Raw genomic sequence first — 22,905 nt, forward strand, 5'->3', positions numbered from 1 at the left:
ATGACTCGGCCTGATGATATTCTGCTGGTCGACGGCTATAACATCATTGGCGCCTGGCCTGTGCTGGAGCGCTTGAAGGAGTACGATCTGGAAGAAGCGCGCGATAAGCTGCTGACTATGCTGGCCGATTATCAAGGCTATTCCGGGATGACGGTATACGTTATTTTCGACGCGCATCAGGTTCCCGGGCTCGGCGCTACTTACAAGCAGAATAAGCTGATCGTCGTCTACACGAAAGAGAAAGAGACGGCTGACGAGTGCATTGAACGGCATGTCGTCCAGCTTTATTCCAGAAGGCGCAATCTTTATGTCGCAACCTCGGATCTGATTGAGCAGCATGTCGCTTTCGGGAAAGGCGCGCTTCGGATATCAGCACGGGAATTGCTCGTCGATGTTGAACAGAGCCGCAAGCAAATCGAGCACAAGCTGCGCGAGGAAAAGCCGGGCAAGCGCAATTCGCTGGACGGCAATCTGAGCCTGGAAGTCAGAAGCCAGCTGGAGAGGCTGCGGCGGGGCGGGAAATAGCGGCGTCGGCGCGGTGGAACTTCGTTACATTTTTTCAATAAAAACGAGGGTTGCGGCGGGGCAAATCGGTTGACGGTATAAGGTTACATAATGTATACTGACTCTATTATCTTTCAGCGCTAGGCGCGGTTTTGTCGCGTAATTCGGCAGGGTCCGCCTATGGAGAATGAAAGAGTTATCCAGCTTCATCTACGATTCTAGCAGTGTACGCCTTGCAGGCCGGAGGGATAGTTCGTGAGCATCGACCTCAAAGAATGGAGTACGCTCGAATATGACTGCAGTACGGACGAAGAGATCGTCGAAGCGGTCCGCAATGGCGACAGCCTGGCTCTTGAGTATTTGATTAACAAATACAAGAACTTTGTGCGTGCCAAAGCGCGTTCTTATTTTCTTATCGGCGCGGATCGGGAAGATATTGTGCAAGAGGGCATGATTGGCCTGTACAAATCTATCCGCGATTTCAAAGGAGACAAGCTCGCGAGCTTCAAAGCCTTTGCTGAGTTATGCATTACGCGGCAGATCATTACGGCGATCAAGACCGCAACCCGGCAGAAGCATATCCCGCTCAATTCCTACGTCTCGCTCGATAAGCCGATTTATGACGAGGATTCCGACCGTACGTTGCTTGATGTCATATGCGGGACACGGGTGTCCGACCCTGAAGAATTGATTATTAATCAAGAAGAATTCATCGGCCTTGAAGACAAGATGTCCGAAATTTTAAGCGACCTGGAACGTAAAGTTCTTATGCTTTATTTGGACGGGCGTTCCTATCAGGAAATCGCCGTTGACTTGGACAGGCATGTGAAGTCGATCGACAACGCGCTGCAGCGTGTCAAACGCAAGCTGGAGCGGTACCTGGAAGTGAGAGATTTGAGCACTTAAGCGTACTCAAATATATGAGACTATGAGAAGGCTGTCTGTCCGGACGGATGCGTGATCCGCTCGGAAGAGACGGCTTTTCGGTTTTAAATGGCAAAAAATAGACGATACTGATAGGACGAGCGATCCCGAAGTCGTTGGAATTCCAATATCTGCGCGGTACGAGCAGTCCATCTAAGCGTTGACATCAATTTTGCCATATGATAAAGTGTTTTAGGTAGGCCTAAATGTGAGGTTTTTTTCGTATTGGGGCCGAGAACTCGTGTGGGGTGGGCTACTATCTCATCACGAAGCGTATTTAGTAGCAGTTCGGGAGGTGTACTTCAATGCGGGTTATTATCACGTTGGCATGCACAAACTGCAAACAGAGAAACTATGCGAGCAGCAAGAACAAACGCAATCACCCCGACCGCATCGAGTTGAAGAAGTTTTGCAAGTTCTGTAACGAGCAGACTCCTCATCGCGAGACGAGATAGTCAATTGGAGGTGTGACCGTGGCATTTTTGGCTAAACTGAAGCAAAGCTTCGGAACAACGTTTAGTTTCTTTGCCGACAGCTGGGCAGAACTGAAGAAGGTTCGCTGGCCAAACCGTAAAGAGTTGACAAGCTATTCGATCGTAGTTCTTTTGACGATCACGTTTGTGACGATTTACTTTTGGCTTCTTGACATCGGGATCTCGTCGATTGTTGAACTGATTGTTTAAGAAGGGTCCAAAGGTGGATTGGAATGGAAAAAAGATGGTACGTCGTTCACACTTACGCCGGTTATGAGAACAAAGTAAAAGCCAACTTGGAGCGTCGACTTGAATCGATGGGCATGGAGGACAAAATCTTCCGCGTGCTCGTTCCTATGGAGGAAGAAGTGGTAGAGAAGGACGGTAAGAAAAAGACCGTTCAGCGTAAAGTCTACCCTGGCTACGTCCTGGTGGAAATGGTTCAGACTGATGATTCGTGGTACGTTGTTCGCAATACGCCGGGCGTCACGGGATTCGTAGGATCGACTGGATCTGGGTCGAAGCCGACTCCGCTCATGCCTGATGAAGTGGAACAAATTCTCAAGCATATGGGTATGGAAGAGCCGAAGCCGAAGATTGAATTCGAGCTTAAGGAAACCGTGCGCGTCAAAGTAGGTCCTTTTGCGGATTTTGTCGGTACAGTGGAAGAAATTCTGCTCGACAAGGCAAAGCTCAAGGTGCACGTCAACATGTTTGGCAGGGAAACCCCGCTTGAACTCGACTACACGCAAGTGGAGAAAGTTTAAGTTAAGGTTTTCGTGCGACAAAGTTCTTCGGATTTCATGTAAGGAGGTGTAAGTCATGGCAAAAAAGGTCATCAAGATGGTCAAACTGCAGGTTCCTGCAGGTAAAGCGAACCCGGCTCCGCCGATCGGTCCAGCCCTTGGTCAAGCAGGCGTTAACATTATGGCATTCTGTAAAGAATTCAATGCTCGTACTGCCGATCAAGCTGGTTTGATTATTCCGGTTGTAATTACGGTGTTCGAGGACCGTTCCTTCACATTCGAAACTAAAACTCCGCCGGCAGCAGTATTGCTCCGCGTAGCAGCAGGTATCGAAAAAGGATCCGGCGAACCGAACAAGAAGAAAGTCGCTACAGTTAAACGCGCGAAAGTGCGTGAAATCGCTGAGCAAAAAATGCCCGACTTGAATGCAGCTTCCGTTGAAGCAGCAATGCTTATGATTGAAGGCACTGCACGCAGCATGGGCGTAACAATCGTTGACTAATTGCGTTATTCCTGGATTGTAAAGATCCTTGTTTTAACGCAAGAGGCCTTCGGGCCAAGTGGGAGGGTCATTCCATAGGAGGATGCTCCGCTATACCACATGAGGAGGAATATTCAAATGGCTAAACATGGCAAGAAGTATCTGGAAGCCGCTAAGCTGATCGACAGCGAAGCAACTTACGAGCCGCAACAAGCGATTGAGCTTGTTAAAAAGGCTGCAACAGCTAAATTCGACGAATCCGTTGAAGTAGCAGTCCGTCTGGGCGTTGACCCGCGGAAACAAGACCAAGCGGTGCGCGGCGTCGTTGTACTTCCGCACGGCACTGGTAAAACAAAACGTGTTCTCGTATTCGCTAAAGGCGAAAAAGCAAAAGAAGCGGAAGCTGCTGGCGCTGACTTCGTAGGCGATGCAGACATGATCAACAAAATCCAACAAGGCTGGTTTGAATTCGACGTCTGCGTAGCAACGCCGGACATGATGGCTGAAGTTGGTAAACTGGGTCGTATCCTGGGTGGTAAAGGCCTCATGCCTAACCCTAAAGCAGGTACGGTAACATTCGACGTGACGAAAGCCGTGCAAGAAATTAAAGCCGGTAAAATCGAATACCGTCTGGATAAAGCAGGTCAAATCCATGCGCCAATCGGTAAAGTATCTTTCGATGCTGAGAAACTCGTTGAGAACCTCAAAGCATTGGTAGACGCGCTGAACCGTGCAAAACCGGCTGCAGCTAAAGGGGTTTACCTGAAAAACATCGCCGTTTCTTCGACAATGGGCCCTGGCGCTCGTGTTACAACTGCGGTTTACCGCTAAGAAGAACGGAACTCAATTTCGAATATGCATGCCGTAGACAGTAGGTGCCGCAAGGCTTAATTTCCTACCGAGGTGTTATGATATAGCGTTTGTAAGCTGCTTTCCAATGACGGAATAAGCGCATTAACGAACCATCATGGCCTTCGCAGTCTTGGTACGTGCGGAGGCTTTTCCTTTGCCTGTTGGCAGGTTTTGGAAAGCTCGTCGTAGTAAACGGGATGTACAACTATTACAGGAGGTGTACAGTTTGGCAAACGCAAAAATCATCCAAGAGAAACAACAAGCGGTTGAAGAGATCACAGCTAAGCTTCGTGGTAGCTCCAGCACAGTTGTTGCCGATTATCGCGGATTGAACGTTGCGCAAGTTACCGAACTTCGCAAACAGCTGCGTGAAGCTGGTATCGAGTTTCAAGTATTGAAAAACTCGCTCGTTCGCCGCGCTACTGAAGCTGCTGAATTGACTGAACTGAACGAGATTCTGGTTGGACCTACAGCCATCGCGTTCAGCGTTGACGATGCAGTTGCTCCAGCGAAAATCCTTAACGATTTCGCTAAAAAGAACGACGCTTTGAAACTGAAAGGCGGCGTTGTAGAAGGTAAAGTTGTTGGACATGACCAAATCAAAGCGCTGGCGGAACTTCCGTCCCGCGAAGGTTTGCTTTCCATGCTCCTCAGCGTCCTGCAAGCTCCAGTTCGCAACTTCGCGCTTGCGGTTAAAGCAGTCGGCGAACAAAAAGAAGCTCAAGCTTAATTCAATTAAGCGAAGCAACGTCATAGATGTCGGACGGTTAACGCCGGCAGCGTAACAAACCAACAAAAAAACTAAAACCATTTCGGAGGTATAACCATGTCTAAAGAGCAAATCTTGGAAGCCATTAAAGTTATGACCGTTCTTGAACTGAACGACCTTGTTAAAGCAATCGAAGAAGAATTCGGCGTAACAGCTGCAGCTCCAGTAGCAGTAGTTGCTGGCGGCGCTGCTGAAGTTGCTGAGCAATCCGAATTCGACGTTATCTTGACAAGCGCTGGCGCTTCCAAAATCAACGTTATCAAAGTAGTTCGCGAAATCACTGGTCTTGGCCTGAAAGAAGCAAAAGATCTGGTTGACGGCGCTCCTAAACCAATCAAAGAAAAAGTTGCTAAAGAAGAAGCAGAAGCAGTTAAAGCTAAGCTTGAAGAAGCTGGCGCAGTAGTAGAAGTGAAGTAATTTCACTTCCGGAAGCTAGCTTCCGGGAATATAACGGGCCCCTTGAAACGTCACGTTTCAAGGGGTTTGTTGTATGTCGTTAGAATAGCTTGGACAATGGCGGACAGCTTAACAACATGTGGGTGAGGCGAAAAAAACTTATCCAGCTGTGGATATTGCGCGGCGAGCGTTAAATCTGTTGGTAAGTGGCGAGGCAGTGTGTATAAGCTGCTTTTGGACAGCTGTCTGAGTTTCGATGAATGGAAGTGCGAAAATGCATCTATTTTGTAAAATGCGAGGATATCGGCTAGAGCGGCTGCGGCGAATTAAATGCATTTTCGCATCTCTATTATGTAATTGCCCATACGACCAAGCGAGACAGATAGGTGAAAAGGAGGGGATAAAGTGTCGGACCATTACTATACCCAGAAGCCTGGGGTTAAGCATGACCGTCAGACGCATCAAGCGGAATTGAACGGCTATTCGTTTAAGTTCATTACGGATGCCGGCGTTTTTTCCAAGTCTGGCGTTGATTACGGCAGCCGGGTATTGCTGCGAGCGCTCGAGCTGGACGTGAATGCAAAGGTACTCGATGTCGGCTGCGGATATGGTCCTATCGGACTGACTGCCGCTAAGCTGGCGCCGGAAGGACATGTTACAATGATCGACATCAATGAAAGAGCGGTTCAGCTGTCGAAAGAGAATGCTGCGCTTAACGGAATCGCCAATGTTGAGGTGCTGCAAAGCGATCTCTATGATGCGGTTAAAGAGAAACGATTCGATGCGATTCTTACGAATCCGCCGATTCGTGCGGGTAAAGAAACGGTGCACCGCATTTTTGAAGAGGGTTATGAGCTGCTCGTTCCCGGCGGGAAAATGTGGGTCGTCATTCAGAAGAAGCAGGGTGCTCCTTCTGCCGAAGCTAAACTCCAATCGCTGTTTGGCGATGTTGAAGAGGTTACGAAGGATAAAGGCTATCGGATTTATATGGCAACAAAATAACCGTATCCAATTTCTTGACTTGACTTTTTGTGTATGGTAATATTATAGAATGTCAGCATTAAATTGGGCTCAATCTCTTTAGTCAACTAAAATGTCAAGTGCGAATTTTTAGCGCGGAATGCATATTTGTGGCGCATTTGACGTATAATGTTTACATTTTGGGCAAAATTACTTGATATGGAACCAAGACGCCCGCGCTGCGTTTGGTTGACTGCCGGAACATGCTCTTTTTTCGAAACTTATTCGATAAGGGCTTTTCTTTATTTGAATTGACGCAGTGATAATATCGATGCTGTGAGACAGACATGAGGGGTGAGGTTAAGTTGGCAGGACAACTTGTTCAGTATGGTCGGCGCACGCGGAGAAGTTACGCCCGGATCAACGAGGTGCTGGAAGTCCCGAACCTGATTGAAATCCAACAAAAATCGTACGAGAAGTTTTTGGATAACGACTTGCTTGAGTTGTTCCAGGACATTTCGCCGATTCAGGACTTTACGGGAAATCTATCGCTTGAGTTTATCGATTACAGCTTAGGCGAACCGAAATATTCGGTCGATGAATCAAAGGAACGCGACGTTACGTATGCTGCTCCGCTGCGCGTTAAAGTACGGCTCTTTAATAAAGAGACCGGTGAAGTGAAAGAGCAGGAAGTATTTATGGGTGACTTCCCGCTGATGACCGAGACCGGTACATTTATTATTAACGGGGCGGAACGTGTTATTGTCAGCCAGTTGGTGCGATCCCCGAGTGTGTACTTCAGCACGAAGGTTGATAAGAACGGTAAGAAAACATACACGGCGACGGTAATTCCGAATCGCGGAGCATGGCTCGAGCTCGAGACGGATGCCAAGGACATCATTTACGTTCGGATTGACCGCACTCGGAAGATTCCGGTTACGGTGCTTTTGCGTGCGCTTGGCTTCGGCACTGACGCTGAGATTCTTGAGCTGCTCGGACATGATGAGTACATTCGCAACACGCTGGACAAAGACAATACGGATTCGACGGAGAAAGCGCTCATCGAGATTTACGAACGCCTTCGTCCAGGCGAGCCGCCGACTTTGGATAACGCGAAGAGCTTGCTTGTCGCTCGCTTCTTCGATCCGAAGCGCTATGATTTGGCTAACGTAGGCCGCTACAAAATTAACAAAAAGCTTCACATTAAAAACCGTCTGTTCAATCAACGGTTGGCTGAGACGCTTGTAGATCCAGCTACTGGTGAGATTATCGCAGAATCAGGCCAAGTGATCGATCGCCGTCTGCTTGATGATATTCTCGATAAGCTGGAAAAGAACGTCGGCTTTAAAACTTACCATGTCGCTAACGGCGTTTTGGATGCGGATAGTATTCCTCTTCAAACGATTAGCGTATTCTCCCCGCTGGACGATGCGAAGGTGATCAAGGTCATCTCGAACGGCGTGATCGACAAGTCGATCAAGCATATTACGCCTGCGGATATTATTTCGTCTATCAACTACTTCATCAACCTGTTGCATGGAGTAGGAAGCACGGACGATATCGACCATCTCGGCAACCGTCGTTTGCGTTCGGTAGGCGAGCTGCTGCAGAACCAGTTCCGCATCGGCTTGTCCCGTATGGAGCGCGTTGTACGCGAGCGTATGTCGATTCAGGATGCGAATGCGATCACGCCTCAAGCGTTGATCAACATCCGTCCGGTAATCGCGTCGATTAAAGAGTTTTTCGGTTCCTCGCAGTTGTCGCAGTTTATGGACCAAACGAACCCGCTTGCCGAGCTGACGCATAAGCGCCGTCTGTCTGCACTCGGACCTGGCGGTCTGACGCGTGAGCGCGCAGGCTTTGAAGTGCGCGACGTCCATCACTCCCACTATGGGCGGATGTGTCCAATCGAGACGCCGGAGGGACCGAACATCGGTCTGATCAACTCCTTGTCTTCGTTCGCGCGCATTAATGAATATGGCTTTATTGAGGCGCCTTATCGTTGGGTAGATCCGAAAACGGGTGCCGTTACCGATCAAATCGCATATATGACTGCCGATGAAGAGGATAACTACGTTATCGGTCAGGCAAATGCGAAGCTGACGGAAGACAACAAGTTTGAGGATGACAGCCAGATCGTTCGCTATAACAAACAGGCGGACAACATTCTGACTATGCCATCGGATCGCGTCGACTACATGGACGTATCGCCTAAACAGGTCGTATCGGTTGCGACAGCGCTCATTCCGTTCTTGGAAAATGACGACTCCAACCGCGCCCTCATGGGATCGAACATGCAGCGGCAGGCTGTTCCGCTCTTGATTCCGAAATCGCCGCTGGTTGGCACAGGAATGGAGCATAAAGCTGCTAAAGACTCCGGCGTATGTATCGTTTCTAAGTTTGACGGTGTCATCGAACGCGTTTCGGCTAATGAAATTTGGCTGCGCCGCATCGAATTGCTTGACGGCAAACCAGTCACTGGCGACTTAGTTAAGCATAAGCTTCATAAATTTATGCGTTCCAACCAAGGTACGTGCATTAACCAACGTCCTATCGTCCGTAAAGGCGATGTCATCAAAAAAGGTGATATTCTTGCTGACGGTCCTTCGACCGAGCAAGGCGAATTGGCGCTTGGCCGCAACGTAGTCGTTGCCTTCATGACTTGGGAAGGCTACAACTACGAGGATGCGATCCTGCTTAGCGAGAAGCTCGTTAAAGAGGACGTGTACACTTCGATTCATATTGAAGAATACGAATCCGAAGCGCGCGACACGAAGCTTGGACCTGAAGAAATTACGCGCGACATTCCGAATGTCGGCGAAGAAGCGCTCAAGAACTTGGATGAGCGCGGCATTATCCGCGTCGGCGCTGAAATCGGCGCAGGTGACATCCTCGTCGGCAAAGTAACGCCTAAGGGCGTAACCGAGCTTACAGCTGAGGAGCGCTTGCTCCACGCGATCTTCGGCGAGAAGGCTCGCGAGGTTCGCGACACTTCGCTGCGTGTGCCGCATGGTACAGACGGCATCGTCGTTGACGTTAAAGTATTTACCCGCGAGAACGGTGATGAGCTGCCTCCAGGCGTGAATCAACTGGTTCGCGTATATATCGCGCAAAAACGTAAAATCTCTGAAGGCGATAAAATGGCGGGACGCCACGGTAACAAAGGTGTCATCGCACGTATCATGCCGGAAGAAGACATGCCGTTCCTGCCGGACGGCACACCGGTTGAAGTCGTGCTTAACCCGCTCGGCGTACCATCGCGGATGAATATCGGGCAGGTGCTCGAGGTCCATTTGGGTATGGCGTGCAAACAGCTCGGCCTTCATGCCGCAACGCCGGTATTCGACGGCGCGCGTGAGTATGACGTGTTCGATACGATGGAAGAAGCAGGCATGCAGCGCAACGGCAAAACGATCTTGTATGACGGACGTACGGGCGAATCGTTCGAACGTGAAGTTACGGTCGGCGTCATGTACATGATCAAGCTGGCGCACATGGTTGATGATAAAATCCATGCCCGCTCGACGGGTCCTTACTCGCTCGTTACGCAACAGCCGCTGGGCGGTAAAGCTCAATTCGGCGGTCAGCGCTTCGGCGAGATGGAAGTGTGGGCGCTTGAAGCCTACGGCGCAGCCTACACGCTCCAAGAGATTCTTACCGTCAAGTCGGACGACGTTGTCGGCCGCGTGAAGACGTACGAATCGATCGTGAAGGGCGAGAACGTTCCAGAACCGGGTGTTCCGGAATCGTTCAAAGTATTGATCAAAGAGCTTCAAAGCTTGGGTATGGACGTTAAGATCCTGACCGAGAACGAAGAAGAGATCGAAATGAAAGAAATCGATGATGACGATGAGGGTACCGGCGACAAGCTGAACCTGAATCTTGAAGGCGCAGAAGTCGGCGCTGGTGAATAAGATTGCCAAGGCTGCTCGTCCCGCCGAATCGCGGGGCGTGCAGCCGCTAATTTGATCGACAATGCTTGACATTGCCATATAGCCATACATGACGAAGGAGGGTTGCTCCTTGTTGGACGTGAACAACTTCGAGTATATGAAAATCGGGCTTGCCTCGCCGGATAAAATTCGTTCTTGGTCCCGCGGAGAAGTCAAAAAACCGGAGACGATCAACTATAGGACGTTAAAACCGGAGAAGGAAGGGCTCTTCTGCGAGAAAATCTTTGGACCGACCAAAGACTGGGAGTGCCATTGCGGCAAATACAAACGGGTACGCTATAAAGGCGTTGTCTGCGATCGTTGCGGCGTCGAAGTAACCCGCGCGAAGGTGCGCCGCGAGCGCATGGGCCACATTGAATTGGCTGCGCCTGTATCGCATATCTGGTATTTCAAAGGGATTCCAAGCCGCATGGGCTTGGCTCTTGACATGTCGCCTCGTTCGCTCGAGGAAATCATTTATTTTGCATCGTATGTTGTAACGGATCCAGGCGATACGCCTTTGGAGAAGAAGCAACTGTTGTCGGAGAAAGAATACCGCAGCTACCGTGAGAAATACGGCTATGGATTCCAAGCCGGCATGGGCGCTGAAGCGGTTAAGAAGCTTCTTCAAGACATCGATGTGGAGAAAGAACTCGATACGCTGAAAGAAGAGCTTCGTACGGCTCAAGGCCAACGCCGCAACCGTGCGATCAAGCGTCTGGAAGTAATCGAAGCGTTCCGCAACTCCGGCAATGAGCCGGAATGGATGATTCTTGATGTGCTGCCGGTTATCCCGCCGGAGCTTCGTCCGATGGTACAGCTGGACGGCGGACGTTTTGCAACGTCTGACTTGAATGACCTGTACCGCCGCGTAATCAACCGTAATAACCGTTTGAAGCGTCTGCTTGATCTCGGCGCTCCTGACATTATCGTTCAAAACGAAAAACGGATGCTCCAAGAAGCGGTTGACGCGTTGATCGACAACGGCCGCCGCGGACGTCCGGTTACAGGCCCAGGCAACCGTCCTTTGAAATCGCTCAGCCACATGCTGAAAGGTAAACAAGGCCGTTTCCGCCAAAACTTGCTCGGTAAACGCGTTGACTATTCCGGTCGTTCCGTTATCGTAGTAGGTCCAAACCTGAAGATGTTCCAATGCGGACTTCCGAAGGAAATGGCGCTTGAGCTGTTCAAGCCGTTCGTTATGAAAGAGCTGGTCAACAAAGGCCTTGCTCATAACATTAAAAGCGCGAAACGCAAAGTAGAGCGCGTAAGCCCAGAGGTTTGGGACGTTCTTGAAGAAGTGATCAAGGAACATCCGGTTCTTCTGAACCGTGCCCCGACGCTTCACCGTCTCGGTATTCAAGCGTTTGAGCCTATTCTGGTAGAAGGCCGCGCAATCAAGCTTCACCCGCTCGTATGTACAGCGTACAATGCAGACTTTGACGGTGACCAAATGGCCGTTCACGTTCCGTTGTCGGCTGAAGCACAAGCGGAAGCTCGCTTGCTGATGCTTGCTTCGGGCAACATTTTGAACCCGAAAGACGGCAAGCCGGTCGTTACTCCATCGCAGGATATGGTCCTTGGATCGTACTATCTGACAATGGATAACAAAGATGCTAAAGGCAGCGGTTCGGTGTTCGCGACGGTTAACGAAGCGATCTCCGCTTACCAACGCGGTATCGTTTCCCTTCATGCGCGTATCTTTATTCCGGTTCGCGTCCTGAAGAAAACGAACTTTACGCCGAAGCAGCAAGAGTCGTTGATCTGTACGACTGTAGGTAAAGTGATTTTCAACGAAATTTATCCAGAGGATTTCCCTTACATCAACGAAGCTTCCAAAGCCAACTTGCTGAACGGAACACCGGATAAATATTTCGTCTACGATAAAGGAAGCGATTTGAACAAAATCCTTCAAGAGCTGCCGATTGCCGGCGGCGTTGGCAAAGAGTATCTGGGCAATATTATCGGCGAATGCTTCCGTATCTACCATACAACATTAACGTCGATAATTCTTGACCGCATTAAACAACTCGGTTTCACTTACTCTACTCGTGCAGGTATTACGGTAGCCGTATCGGATGTTATCGTGCCGGAAGAGAAAGTAGGAATCTTGAAAGAGTCTGACGCGAAGGTAGCTGTCGTTATGAATCAGTACCGTCGCGGTCTGATCACGAATGAAGAGCGTTATGACCGTGTAATTGAGATCTGGAGCAAATCCAAAGATCAAATTACCGATATCCTCATGAAATCGATGGATCGTTACAACTCCATCATGCTCATGGTCGACTCCAAAGCACGGGGTAACAAATCGCAGATCGCTCAGCTTGGCGGTATGCGGGGTCTGATGGCCAACCCGTCGGGCCGGATTATCGAATTGCCAATCAAATCGAACTTCCGTGAAGGCCTTACCGTCCTCGAGTACTTTATCTCGACGCACGGTGCCCGTAAAGGTCTGGCCGATACGGCGCTTCGTACAGCGGACTCGGGTTACTTGACCCGTCGTCTCGTCGACGTTGCGCAGGACGTTATCGTTCGCGAGGACGATTGCGGCACGGATAAAGGCTTTACTGTCGGCAAAATCCAAGACGGTAAAGAGGTTATCGAGGATCTGTATGATCGTATTGAAGGACGTTACTCCTTCGCGACGATTCGTCATCCGCAAACTGGCGAAATTATCGTGAAGAAAAGCGAGCTGATCGATTCCAGCAAAGCGGACGCGATCATCGATGCAGGCATTGAGAAGCTGCAGATTCGTTCCGTACTCAGCTGCCGTGCCCGTCATGGCGTCTGCAAAATTTGCTACGGCCGCAACTTGGCAACCGGCAAGCACGTTGAGATCGGCGAAGCGGTAGGCATTATCGCTGCGCAATCGATCGGCGAGCCGGGAACACAGCTCACCATGCGTACGTTCCATACCGGCGGCGTTGCCGGCGACGATATTACGCAAGGTTTGCCGCGTATCCAGGAGCTTTTCGAAGCGCGTAATCCGAAAGGTCAAGCGATCATCACCGAGCTTGACGGTGTCGTGAAAGAGATTCGCGAGGCGAAAGACCGCCGCGAGATCGAAATTCAAGGCGAAGCAGAGTCGAAAGTTTACGCAATCACTTACGGCTCGCGTATCCGCGTTACGGAAGGCCAGCAACTTGAAGCCGGCGATGAGCTGACGGACGGTTCGATCGATCCGAAAGACATGCTGCGCATCAAAGGCATCCGTGGCGTTCAAAACTACATTTTGCAGGAAGTACAGCGCGTATACCGTAACCAGGGCGTAGAAATCAACGATAAGCACGTTGAGGTTATGGTTAAGCAAATGCTTCGCAAAATCCGTATCGTTGATGCCGGCGACACGACGCTGCTTCCAGGCGCGTTCGTTGACATTCACGAATATGAAGCGCAGAACCGCGAAGCGATTCTTGCCGGCCTTGAGCCAGCAGTCGCTAAGCCAGTCCTGCTCGGTATTACGAAAGCTTCCTTGGAGACCGATTCGTTCTTGTCGGCGGCATCGTTCCAAGAGACGACTCGCGTACTGACTGATGCAGCGATCAAAGGCAAAGTCGACCAATTGCTCGGCCTGAAAGAGAACGTTATTATCGGTAAGCTGATTCCAGCTGGTACCGGTATGAACCGTTACCGCAACATCAAGCTCGTCGGCTTGGAAGACGAAGTAGAAGACGCGGAACAAGGCGAAGTGGAATCGGAAGCTGTTACGATTGAATAGAATGATGCAAGATTAGCAGCACCTTTGTTTTAAGGGGCGTGACTTCAGCCGCTGAGCGCTAACGCTTGGCGGCGGGAGTCCGCTTTTTTAATGAAATTGGTGCAGCGGCGAGGCTGTTAATGCTTGTGAATAACAACGGAAGGCGTACAAGGAAAGTTTTACAGCTTTTTTGTACGGGCAGTTGCTTGACACTGGCGTGGTGCCCATGCTAATATATCGAAGTGTGCCTAATTGTGTGACGTATCTTCCGATAAGGAATGGTGATATCATGCAGTTTAAGGTCGGCGCAAAGCAGACAACGAAGATGCTTGAGACTCATAAAGCAATCGAAGTCTATATTGCACGAGATGCAGATCCGCGGATGAGAGAGAAGGTTGTTCATCTGTGTGAGAGGTTGGGTGTACCGATTAAGTGGATAGATACGATGCAAAGCCTGGGGGATACCTGCGGCATTGACGTCGGAGCTGCTATGGCAGCGCTAGTCGCTGACGGGGAATAAACGGAATGCTATTTTTGCTGATATATGTTTACTTTACGTAAAGAATAGATCGGCAGAAATTTTTCTTTGTTCTTTTGCGAACCACCTGGATCTGTGGGCTTAAAGTGCGGTAACAAACGGGTATAATGTCTTGCCATATGCGGATACGGCTCGCGTCAGCAAGCCCGATTCGCAAGAAATACAAGCGTCATAATTAGCATCTAACTTATAGCCTTGTATTTTTAATAAGACATAATCATGGGAAGGGGGTGGCAACATGCCAACTATTAACCAGCTCGTCCGTAAAGGACGTCAAGCTAAAGTCGTAAAATCGAAATCGCCAGCTTTGCAAAAAGGCTTCAATGCCCTGAAACGTGAAGCAACGAACATCAGCGCTCCGCAAAAACGCGGTGTGTGCACTCGTGTAGGTACGATGACTCCGAAAAAACCGAACTCCGCGCTTCGTAAATACGCACGTGTGCGTTTGACGAATAAAGTAGAGGTAACGGCTTACATTCCGGGTATCGGACACAACCTGCAAGAGCACAGCGTTGTATTGATCCGCGGCGGTCGTGTAAAAGACCTTCCGGGCGTACGTTATCATATCGTGCGCGGCGCATTGGATACTGCGGGTGTTAACAACCGTAACCAATCCCGTTCGAAATACGGTACTAAACGTCCAAAAGTTAAAAAATAATTGCAACCAGATCGAAGCAATTCGGTGAGGAGCGACCGCGTTTAAGCGGTGGGTTCAATCGCCAATCGAATATTCTTTCCTTTTGCTAAGCAAACTGAATTGAAATTCGATGTGGAAATCTGATCCTTATCAAAGCATAACTACTATTTAAGAAAGGGGGACTTTCTCATGCCACGCAAAGGTCCTGTCACTAAACGCGACGTATTGCCGGATCCGGTATACAACAGCAAATTGGTAACACGTCTGATCAACCGTATTATGATCGACGGCAAACGCGGCGTTGCACAAACGCTGCTGTATGATGCATTCACGCTGATCCAAGAACGCACGGGTAAAGATCCGATGGAAGTGTTCGAAGCAGCATTGAAAAACATCATGCCAGTACTTGAGGTTAAAGCTCGCCGTGTCGGCGGCGCTAACTATCAAGTGCCGATCGAAGTTAAACCAGAGCGCCGCACATCGCTTGGTCTCCGTTGGCTCGTGAACTATTCGCGCAACCGCGGTGAGAAAACGATGGAAGAGCGTCTGGCTGCTGAAATCATGGACGCTGCCAACAACACTGGCGCATCCGTGAAGAAGCGCGAAGACACGCACAAAATGGCAGAAGCAAACAAAGCGTTTGCTCACTACCGTTGGTAGGATAATAAAACAAATTACGATTGGCGACTTGCTCGCACAATTCGGAAGGAGACAGATTCATGGCAAGAGAGTTCTCCTTGAATAATACGCGTAACATCGGGATCATGGCGCATATTGACGCTGGTAAAACGACCACGACTGAGCGTATCTTGTTCTACACTGGCCGTACCCACAAAATTGGCGAGGTGCATGAAGGCGCCGCAACGATGGACTGGATGGAGCAGGAACAAGAGCGCGGCATTACGATTACGTCTGCCGCAACGACAGCTCAATGGAAGAGCAACCGCATCAATATCATCGATACCCCGGGACACGTTGACTTCACAGTAGAAGTTGAACGTTCCCTGCGCGTATTGGACGGGGCCGTTGGGGTTTTCAGTGCTAAAGAAGGCGTTGAGCCTCAGTCTGAAACCGTATGGCGTCAAGCTGACCGCTATGGCGTACCTCGGATCGCTTACATTAACAAAATGGACATCATTGGCGCGGACTACCTGAATGTCGTTAAAGACATGCGCGAGCGTCTGCAAGCTAATGCTGTTGCGATCCAAGTGCCAATGGGCGCTGAAGCTGACTTCGTAGGTGTAATCGATATTATCGAGCGCGCCGCTTATGTTTACAAAGACGATCTCGGAAGAGATCCTGAAAAGCAAGAAATTCCTGCTGAGTACGCCGACCAAGTCGAAGAACTCCGCGCGGAATTGATCGAGAAAGTAGCAGAGCTGGACGAAGAATTGACTATGAAATATCTGGAAGGCGAAGAGCTGACAATTCCAGAAATCAAAGCTGCGCTCCGCAAGGGCGTTTGCGAAGTTAAAATCTTCCCGGTTGTTGCTGGTTCCTCGTACCGCAACAAAGGCGTTCAATTGATGCTGGACGCGGTTGTTGACTACCTTCCATCCCCAGTAGACGTACCTGCAATCAAAGGTACGCTTGAAGACGGAGAAGAAGCAGTCCGCAACTCTTCTGACGAAGAGCCGTTCTCGGCGCTCGCGTTCAAAATCATGACTGACCCTTATGTTGGTAAATTGACGTTCTTCCGCGTATACTCGGGTATCCTGAAGTCCGGTTCGTATGTTCTTAACGCAACTAAGAACAAACGCGAGCGTATCGGACGGATTCTCCAAATGCACGCGAACAGCCGTCAAGAGATTACTGAGGTTTACGCAGGCGACATCGCCGCTGCAGTCGGTCTGAAAGACACGATTACAGGCGACACGCTTTGCGATGAGAAGAACATCATCGTTCTCGAATCGATGAACTTCCCTGAGCCGGTAATCCAAATCGCTATCGAACCAAAAACGAAAGCGGACCAAGACAAACTCGGCGTAGCGATCTCCAAGCTTGCTGAGGAAGATCCAACTTTCAAAGCTTATACGGACGAAGAAACGAACCAAACGATCATCGCAGGTATGGGTGAGCTTCACCTTGAGATCCTCGTTGACCGTATGCTTCGCGAATTCAAAGTTGAGACGAACGTTGGTAAACCTCAGGTTGCTTACCGTGAGACATTCCGCGAAGCTGCGAAAGTCGAAGGTAAATTCGTTCGTCAGTCCGGCGGTAAAGGTCAATATGGCCATTGCTGGGTTGAGTTCACTCCGCAAGAGCCTGGTCAAGGCTTTGTGTTCGAAAACAAAGTTGTGGGCGGTTCGATTCCTCGTGAATACATCGCTCCAATCCAAGCTGGTATCGAAGAGTCGATGAAGAACGGCGTCCTCGCTGGCTTCCCGATGGTCGATGTCAAAGCTACTGTATTCGACGGATCGTACCATGACGTCGACTCCTCGGAGATGGCGTTCAAAATCGCTGGATCGATGGCGCTTAAAGCAGCTAAAGACAAGTGTAAACCTGTCCTGCTCGAGCCTATCATGAAAGTTGAAGTTACGGTTCCTGAAGAGTACATGGGCGACGTTATGGGTATGCTGAACTCCCGTCGCGGTCGCATCGAAGGTATGGATTCCCGCGCAGGCGCGCAAATTATCCGTGCTAAGGTGCCTTTGGCTGAGATGTTCGGTTACTCCACAACACTTCGTTCCGGTACGCAAGGCCGCGGCGTATTCTCCATGGAGCTCTCGCACTATGAAGAAGTACCGCGTTCGATTTCGGAAGAAATTATCGCTAAACACAAAGGCGCTTAATAAGCCCCGTGTGTTTGGAACCTAGGTTGCTTAGGCCGATATCTTCACTTGTCATGCAGGCGGGGATACGGCCCACACATAAAACTTTAGTTATATTAAGGAGGATTAAGTTCAATGGCAAAGGCTAAATTTGAACGTAACAAACCGCACGTTAATATCGGTACTATCGGTCACGTCGACCATGGTAAAACGACTCTGACTGCTGCGATCACAACTGTACTTTCCAAAAAATACGGCGGTGCGGCTATCGCATTTGACCAAATCGACAAAGCTCCAGAAGAGCGCGAGCGCGGTATCACGATCTCGACAGCTCACGTTGAGTATGAGACTCCTAACCGTCACTACGCTCACGTTGACTGCCCAGGTCACGCCGACTACGTTAAAAACATGATCACTGGTGCTGCTCAAATGGACGGCGCTATCCTGGTTGTATCCGCAGCTGACGGCCCTATGCCGCAAACTCGCGAGCACATCCTGCTTTCCAAACAAGTAGGCGTACCATACATCGTTGTATTCTTGAACAAATGCGACATGGTTGAAGACGAAGAGCTTCTTGAACTGGTTGAAATGGAAGTTCGCGACCTTCTGTCCGAGTATGAGTTCCCAGGCGACGACACTCCGATCATCCGTGGCGCTGCTCGTGAAGCTCTGCAAAACCCAGACGGTCCTTGGGCTGAGAAAATCGTTGAGCTGTTCGAACAAATCGACACTTACATCCCAACTCCAGAGCGCGACACAGCTAAGCCTTTCCTTATGCCAGTCGAGGACGTATTCACGATCACTGGTCGTGGTACAGTTGCAACTGGTCGTATCGAGCGCGGCGTAGTTAAAGTCGGCGACGAGATCGAAATCATCGGTCTGGCTGAAGAATCCCGCAAATCCGTTGTTACGGGCGTAGAAATGTTCCGTAAATTGATGGATTCCGCTCAAGCGGGCGACAACATCGGCGCACTGCTTCGCGGTGTTGACCGTAAAGATATCGAGCGTGGACAAGTTTTGGCTAAACCAGCTTCGGTTAAACCACACACTAACTTCACAGCTCAAATCTACGTTCTGACTAAAGAAGAGGGTGGCCGTCATAAGCCTTTCTTCACTGGCTACCGTCCACAGTTTTACTTCCGTACAACTGACGTTACAGGTATCATCAACCTGCCAGAAGGCACTGAGATGGTTATGCCTGGCGACAACATCACAGTTACTGTTGAACTGATCGCTCCAATCGCGGTTGAAGAAGGCACTCGCTTCTCCATCCGTGAAGGCGGCCGTACTGTAGGCGCTGGCGCTGTTGCAACAATCCAAAAATAATTTCGCGCGGCGTTAACCGCACGAGATATAAAAAAGCTATTCCGAGGCAACCCGGAATAGCTTTTTTTTCATATGCTCACTTTTGAAAATAAGTGTTACGGAGATTCATTTGATTCGGCTAATCGGATTCAAGTAATATTGCGGTTCCATAACTCCTTCAGTTGTTTAGGCATTGCAGAGAGATTTTGATCGCCGAGATCACTGACCTTGTTAGAAAAATCTATCGGGTCCGTAAGCTTGACCCTACTCTCAACATATTTCCACGCGTTTATTTTGTTTTTCAGTCCTTGGAGATTGCGATCATCGCCCCGTCCCGATAGCCGAACAACTTGAGCGGTAGTCGATTGACCCGCCATTTGCCCTCCAAATTCGGCGCCACCGTAAAACATCCCTAGTTGCCCGTCATGCAATGCCTGTTTGCCGGCTGGATCATAAATCGTGCTGCGCAAAGCCGCCATAAAGCATCGGTAAGGAAAATAAATCACTTAGTGAACTGAAAAGCAGCAAAAAGAGCGTGAGCGGCAATTTTGATTGAAGACCTTTCGACATACCAAACATAAGGGTAATCTCCTCGATATTAAAGCAGCTTTGGTGAAATATTTGCATTGACAGTGAATAACATAGACATTTAATATTAAAACAGATTATTCGACAAATAATCCTGTTCAGTTATGGGAATTAATTCCATAACACTTTATCGAAGCAAAGCAACAATGTATTAATGCGTCGATATATATTGTGACTGGAAATAATTGTCGATATGACACGAGAGGGGTAGACAACATGAAAAAGAAATGGTTCATTCCGTTTGCGCTTGTATTGCTGCTAGTAGCAGCTGCATGCGGCAACAACGGCGGCAAAACTAATAACGGCTCAGCATCGGGCGGCGAGAATGCCGGCACTCCGTCGGATCAAAAAAAATATTCGATCTCTATCTCCCAAATTGTGGAACATCCGTCGCTTGACGCTACGCGAGACGGATTTCTTGCCGCATTGAAGGATGCGGGATTTGTAGAAGGGGAAAACTTAACTGTAGACTTTAATACGGCGCAAGGCGATTCCACAAACAACTTGTCCGTTGCACAGAAAATTGCAGGCGCGAAAGCGGATTTGGCGCTTGGCATCGCAACGCCATCGGCGCAAGCGCTTGTACAAGCCTATGAGAAAGCGGGCAATAAAGCGCCAGTATTGTTTGCCGCAGTTACTGACCCATTGGATGCGAAGCTGGTAACAAACCTTGATGCTCCAGGCGGCAATGTAACCGGCGCTTCCGATACGAATCCGGATGCAATCGTCCAACTGATGGACTTCATTGCAGCTAACTTCCCCGATGTAAAGAAAGTCGGCGTCATTATTAATAAAGGCGAGCCAAATGCTGTTGTAATGACGGCAAACGCGAAGCAAGCTTTGGCGAAGCATAACATCGAGCTTGTTGAAGCAGCTGTAACGAATACATCTGAAGTGAAACAAGCCGGAGAGTCGCTTGTCGGTAAAGTCGACGCGATGTTCATTACACTCGATAACGTAGTTGTTTCCAGTGTTGACGCGTTGCTGCAAATTGCGAAACAAAACAAAATTCCGTTCTTCTCCAGTGACCGTGATACGGTTGAGAAGGGCGCCTTTGCAACGGTTGGATTCAAATATTACGATCATGGCTATCAAGTCGGCCAAATGGCTGCTGAAATTTTGAATGGCAAAAACCCTGGCGAGATGAAAGTGACTGTACCGGACAAACTGGATTTGATTCTTAACCTGAAAGCTGCTGCCGCTCAAGGCATCACAGTTACAGATGAGATGAAAGCCGGAGTTAAAGATTCTGCCAACAACATTATTGAATAAGACTAGCGAGAACAGGGTGAACAATCCTATTGTTCACCCTGTTTTTAATTAAGAGGAGGTGTCCCAGTGCCAGTTTGGTTAAACGGAGCTCTTGAGCTGGGCTTGCTGTATTCGCTTATGGCGCTTGGCGTCTACATTACGTTCCGTATTCTTGATTTTCCCGATCTGACCGTCGATCAAAGCTTTACCACCGGAGCAGGTGTGGCGGCAGTACTCATCACAAACGGCGTTTCGCCTTGGGTAGCGTCGATTGCAGCTTTCTGCGCCGGAGGAATTGCCGGAATGTTGACGGGTCTGCTGCATACAAAAGGTAAAATTAACGGTTTGTTAGCGGGCATTCTAATGATGATTGCCCTGTACTCCATTAATATGAGAATTATGGACAAGCCGAATATCGGCCTCTTGGGTACGGATAACGTGTTCTCGAGCATAAAGGTTCTTTACTTAATGCCAATCGTCGTCATTATTATTAAAGTGCTGCTTGATCTGTTCTTCAAAACCGATATCGGACTCAGCTTGCGCGCGACAGGCGATAACGAGAGGATGATTCGCAGTTTCGGCACGAATACGGATACGACGAAAATTATCGGCATTGCGTTGTCGAACGCGCTTGTTGCTTTGTCCGGATCATTTGTTGCGCAACAAGGCGGTTTTGCTGATATTACGATGGGTGTCGGGATGATCGTTATCGGTTTGGCGTCCGTTATTATCGGGGAGGCGTTGTTTGGCGGCAAAACGATTTTCCGGGCGACGATTGCCGTTATTTTAGGCTCGATCGTTTACCGCATCATTATCGGTCTGGCATATCAATCGAATTTCCTCGACGTGTCGGACTTGAAGATCATCACAGCTGTGATCGTTATTATAGCGCTGGTCTTCCCATCCATGCAGAAAACATGGAAACAGAAAAAACTGGCTCGCAAGCGTACAGCGCAACTGCTTAACGGCGTCAGCGACAATAAAGGGGGAGGACGCTGATGCTGGAAATTAACAAAGTATCAAAGCTATTCAACCCAGGTACGTTGGATGAAAAAACGGCTCTTATGAATATTGAGCTGTCGATGAAGCCGGGCGATTTCATAACGGTCATCGGCAGTAACGGAGCTGGCAAATCGACACTGATGAATATTATTTCGGGCGTAATGAAGCCGGATATCGGCGAAGTGCGCATCGACGGCAAGAACATTAGCGGTCTGCCTGAGTTTAGCAGAAGCAAATGGATTGGCCGGGTTTTTCAGGACCCGATGGCCGGAACGGCACCGCGAATGTCGATCGAGGAAAACTTGGCAATGGCATACTTGCGCGGGAAAAACCGCGGATTTTCAATGGGAATCAACCGTAAACGCCGCCAATTGTTCCGCGAGCAGCTGTCAAAGCTCGGTATTGGGCTGGAGAATCGCCTGACGGCCAAAGTCGGGTTGTTGTCCGGAGGCGAGCGCCAAGCGCTGAGCTTGCTGATGGCGACGTTTACCAAGCCGCAAATATTGCTGCTGGATGAACATACGGCGGCTCTTGACCCGGCTCGCGCTGAATTGATTACTCGTTTGACCGAGACGCTCGTTCGAGAAATGAACTTAACGACGCTTATGGTTACTCATAACATGGAGCAGGCGATTCGCCTAGGCAACCGTCTCATTATGATGGATAAAGGCAGGATCATTTTGCAAGTGAATGAGGATAAGAAAAAAGATCTCACTGTGGCGCAGCTGCTCGGCGAGTTTGAGCAAATAAGCGGCAAGAAAATGGCTGACGATCGCGTCGTTTTGGGTTAATGTCCTTACTATAAAAATAGCGTCATTCCGCTGCATGGGCGGGATGGCGCTTTTTGATTTTCGCAAGTGATGAATTGTCTTTCTTCTATTATATAGTGTGTGAAGGACGAAATTGGATTTGAGTCGGGCATGCGATTTCAGTTATGCTTGTCGAAGTGAAGCAACGGATGAATATTAGTGAAAAGAAATGAAACTTTCCCTTGCATTTGCCTATTGGCTTCGGTATAATATTGACTGTTGGTCTGTGACGTTGCGATGATGTGAGAGGTTGCCGACACACCCGGC

At 49.3% G+C, this 22,905-nt stretch carries 21 protein-coding genes and 1 other annotated feature; of the genes, 20 read left to right on the forward strand and 1 reads right to left on the reverse strand.

Annotated elements, in window-relative coordinates:
• From GOM71_RS19890 to tuf, 17 genes are all read left to right on the forward strand, one after another.
• On the forward strand, positions 1-525 hold the full coding sequence (locus GOM71_RS19890) for an NYN domain-containing protein (protein WP_156284227.1): 525 nt from the start codon (positions 1-3) through the stop codon (positions 523-525).
• A 234-nt stretch (positions 526-759) separates the two neighbouring features.
• Positions 760-1,410 carry an RNA polymerase sporulation sigma factor SigH gene (gene sigH / locus GOM71_RS19895; protein ID WP_367649716.1) on the forward strand — a complete coding sequence of 217 codons (651 nt, stop codon included), beginning with the start codon at positions 760-762 and terminating at the stop codon, positions 1,408-1,410.
• A 323-nt stretch (positions 1,411-1,733) separates the two neighbouring features.
• Positions 1,734-1,883: a 50S ribosomal protein L33 gene (gene rpmG, locus GOM71_RS19900; RefSeq protein ID WP_015847242.1), complete on the forward strand. Its 150-nt coding sequence runs from the start codon at positions 1,734-1,736 to the stop codon at positions 1,881-1,883.
• An 18-nt stretch (positions 1,884-1,901) separates the two neighbouring features.
• On the forward strand, positions 1,902-2,111 hold the full coding sequence (secE, locus tag GOM71_RS19905; RefSeq protein ID WP_367649717.1) for a preprotein translocase subunit SecE: 210 nt from the start codon (positions 1,902-1,904) through the stop codon (positions 2,109-2,111).
• Positions 2,112-2,134: 23 nt separating this feature from the next.
• The gene (nusG, locus tag GOM71_RS19910) at positions 2,135-2,668 is read left to right on the forward strand and encodes a transcription termination/antitermination protein NusG (RefSeq protein ID WP_156284229.1); all 534 of its coding nucleotides are present in this window, start codon (positions 2,135-2,137) and stop codon (positions 2,666-2,668) included.
• 55 nt (positions 2,669-2,723) lie between these two features.
• Positions 2,724-3,149: a 50S ribosomal protein L11 gene (gene rplK / locus GOM71_RS19915; RefSeq protein WP_127497469.1), complete on the forward strand. Its 426-nt coding sequence runs from the start codon at positions 2,724-2,726 to the stop codon at positions 3,147-3,149.
• A gap of 117 nt (positions 3,150-3,266) precedes the next feature.
• Entirely contained in the window at positions 3,267-3,959 is a 693-nt protein-coding gene (gene rplA / locus GOM71_RS19920; RefSeq protein ID WP_156284231.1) for a 50S ribosomal protein L1, read from the forward strand.
• 13 nt (positions 3,960-3,972) lie between these two features.
• Positions 3,973-4,142 (forward strand) — a sequence feature (ribosomal protein L10 leader region).
• Between the two features lie 64 nt (positions 4,143-4,206).
• Complete coding sequence (rplJ, locus tag GOM71_RS19925; protein WP_156284233.1) at positions 4,207-4,710, forward strand: 50S ribosomal protein L10; 504 nt, start codon at positions 4,207-4,209, stop codon at positions 4,708-4,710.
• A 96-nt stretch (positions 4,711-4,806) separates the two neighbouring features.
• Positions 4,807-5,166 (forward strand): 50S ribosomal protein L7/L12, encoded by a 360-nt coding sequence (gene rplL / locus GOM71_RS19930; RefSeq protein WP_156284235.1) that lies wholly within the window; start codon positions 4,807-4,809, stop codon positions 5,164-5,166.
• Between the two features lie 384 nt (positions 5,167-5,550).
• Entirely contained in the window at positions 5,551-6,147 is a 597-nt protein-coding gene (locus tag GOM71_RS19935) for a class I SAM-dependent methyltransferase (RefSeq protein WP_367649718.1), read from the forward strand.
• Between the two features lie 305 nt (positions 6,148-6,452).
• A complete protein-coding gene (rpoB, locus tag GOM71_RS19940) occupies positions 6,453-10,019 on the forward strand; it encodes a DNA-directed RNA polymerase subunit beta (protein ID WP_173275843.1) in 3,567 nt (1,188 codons plus the stop codon).
• Between the two features lie 109 nt (positions 10,020-10,128).
• Positions 10,129-13,755: a DNA-directed RNA polymerase subunit beta' gene (gene rpoC, locus GOM71_RS19945; protein ID WP_156284239.1), complete on the forward strand. Its 3,627-nt coding sequence runs from the start codon at positions 10,129-10,131 to the stop codon at positions 13,753-13,755.
• A 268-nt stretch (positions 13,756-14,023) separates the two neighbouring features.
• Positions 14,024-14,254, forward strand: a complete 231-nt coding sequence (locus GOM71_RS19950) for a ribosomal L7Ae/L30e/S12e/Gadd45 family protein (RefSeq protein ID WP_156284241.1) — start codon at positions 14,024-14,026, stop codon at positions 14,252-14,254.
• Between the two features lie 256 nt (positions 14,255-14,510).
• Positions 14,511-14,930, forward strand: a complete 420-nt coding sequence (gene rpsL / locus GOM71_RS19955) for a 30S ribosomal protein S12 (protein ID WP_156284243.1) — start codon at positions 14,511-14,513, stop codon at positions 14,928-14,930.
• Positions 14,931-15,098: 168 nt separating this feature from the next.
• Positions 15,099-15,569 carry a 30S ribosomal protein S7 gene (gene rpsG, locus GOM71_RS19960; RefSeq protein WP_156284245.1) on the forward strand — a complete coding sequence of 157 codons (471 nt, stop codon included), beginning with the start codon at positions 15,099-15,101 and terminating at the stop codon, positions 15,567-15,569.
• 59 nt (positions 15,570-15,628) lie between these two features.
• A complete protein-coding gene (fusA, locus tag GOM71_RS19965) occupies positions 15,629-17,704 on the forward strand; it encodes an elongation factor G (RefSeq protein WP_156284247.1) in 2,076 nt (691 codons plus the stop codon).
• A 114-nt stretch (positions 17,705-17,818) separates the two neighbouring features.
• Complete coding sequence (gene tuf / locus GOM71_RS19970; protein ID WP_156284248.1) at positions 17,819-19,009, forward strand: elongation factor Tu; 1,191 nt, start codon at positions 17,819-17,821, stop codon at positions 19,007-19,009.
• Positions 19,010-19,137: 128 nt separating this feature from the next.
• Here the strand turns inward: tuf and GOM71_RS19975 are convergent, their stop codons facing one another.
• Complete coding sequence (locus tag GOM71_RS19975; protein WP_173275846.1) at positions 19,138-19,467, reverse strand: hypothetical protein; 330 nt, start codon at positions 19,465-19,467, stop codon at positions 19,138-19,140.
• 325 nt (positions 19,468-19,792) lie between these two features.
• Here GOM71_RS19975 and GOM71_RS19980 point away from each other — a divergent pair, with 325 nt between their 5' ends.
• The 3 genes from GOM71_RS19980 (at position 19,793) to GOM71_RS19990 (ending at position 22,620) form a co-directional block, all read left to right on the forward strand.
• Positions 19,793-20,848: an ABC transporter substrate-binding protein gene (locus tag GOM71_RS19980; RefSeq protein ID WP_156284252.1), complete on the forward strand. Its 1,056-nt coding sequence runs from the start codon at positions 19,793-19,795 to the stop codon at positions 20,846-20,848.
• Positions 20,849-20,914: 66 nt separating this feature from the next.
• Positions 20,915-21,826: an ABC transporter permease gene (locus tag GOM71_RS19985; RefSeq protein ID WP_367649719.1), complete on the forward strand. Its 912-nt coding sequence runs from the start codon at positions 20,915-20,917 to the stop codon at positions 21,824-21,826.
• On the forward strand, positions 21,826-22,620 hold the full coding sequence (locus GOM71_RS19990) for an ABC transporter ATP-binding protein (RefSeq protein WP_156284254.1): 795 nt from the start codon (positions 21,826-21,828) through the stop codon (positions 22,618-22,620). Before GOM71_RS19985 ends, GOM71_RS19990 begins: the two co-directional genes overlap by 1 nt.
• The last annotated feature ends 285 nt before the right edge of the window (positions 22,621-22,905 follow it).

Source organism: Paenibacillus sp. NEAU-GSW1 (genome assembly GCF_009737085.1).
Lineage (GTDB): Bacteria > Bacillota > Bacilli > Paenibacillales > Paenibacillaceae > Pristimantibacillus.

Bases quoted from the DNA above. Each gene is read 5' to 3' on its own strand.
- GOM71_RS19890 (WP_156284227.1), top strand. From the start codon at position 1: ATGACTCGGCCTGATGATATTCTGCTGGTCGACGGCTATAACATCATT.
- rpmG (WP_015847242.1), top strand. From the start codon at position 1,734: ATGCGGGTTATTATCACGTTGGCATGCACAAACTGCAAACAGAGAAAC.
- nusG (WP_156284229.1), top strand. From the start codon at position 2,135: ATGGAAAAAAGATGGTACGTCGTTCACACTTACGCCGGTTATGAGAAC.
- rplK (WP_127497469.1), top strand. From the start codon at position 2,724: ATGGCAAAAAAGGTCATCAAGATGGTCAAACTGCAGGTTCCTGCAGGT.
- rplA (WP_156284231.1), top strand. From the start codon at position 3,267: ATGGCTAAACATGGCAAGAAGTATCTGGAAGCCGCTAAGCTGATCGAC.
- rplL (WP_156284235.1), top strand. From the start codon at position 4,807: ATGTCTAAAGAGCAAATCTTGGAAGCCATTAAAGTTATGACCGTTCTT.
- rpoB (WP_173275843.1), top strand. From the start codon at position 6,453: ATGAGGGGTGAGGTTAAGTTGGCAGGACAACTTGTTCAGTATGGTCGG.
- GOM71_RS19950 (WP_156284241.1), top strand. From the start codon at position 14,024: ATGCAGTTTAAGGTCGGCGCAAAGCAGACAACGAAGATGCTTGAGACT.
- rpsL (WP_156284243.1), top strand. From the start codon at position 14,511: ATGCCAACTATTAACCAGCTCGTCCGTAAAGGACGTCAAGCTAAAGTC.
- rpsG (WP_156284245.1), top strand. From the start codon at position 15,099: ATGCCACGCAAAGGTCCTGTCACTAAACGCGACGTATTGCCGGATCCG.
- fusA (WP_156284247.1), top strand. From the start codon at position 15,629: ATGGCAAGAGAGTTCTCCTTGAATAATACGCGTAACATCGGGATCATG.
- tuf (WP_156284248.1), top strand. From the start codon at position 17,819: ATGGCAAAGGCTAAATTTGAACGTAACAAACCGCACGTTAATATCGGT.
- GOM71_RS19975 (WP_173275846.1), bottom strand. From the start codon at position 19,467: ATGGCGGCTTTGCGCAGCACGATTTATGATCCAGCCGGCAAACAGGCA.
- GOM71_RS19980 (WP_156284252.1), top strand. From the start codon at position 19,793: ATGAAAAAGAAATGGTTCATTCCGTTTGCGCTTGTATTGCTGCTAGTA.
- GOM71_RS19990 (WP_156284254.1), top strand. From the start codon at position 21,826: ATGCTGGAAATTAACAAAGTATCAAAGCTATTCAACCCAGGTACGTTG.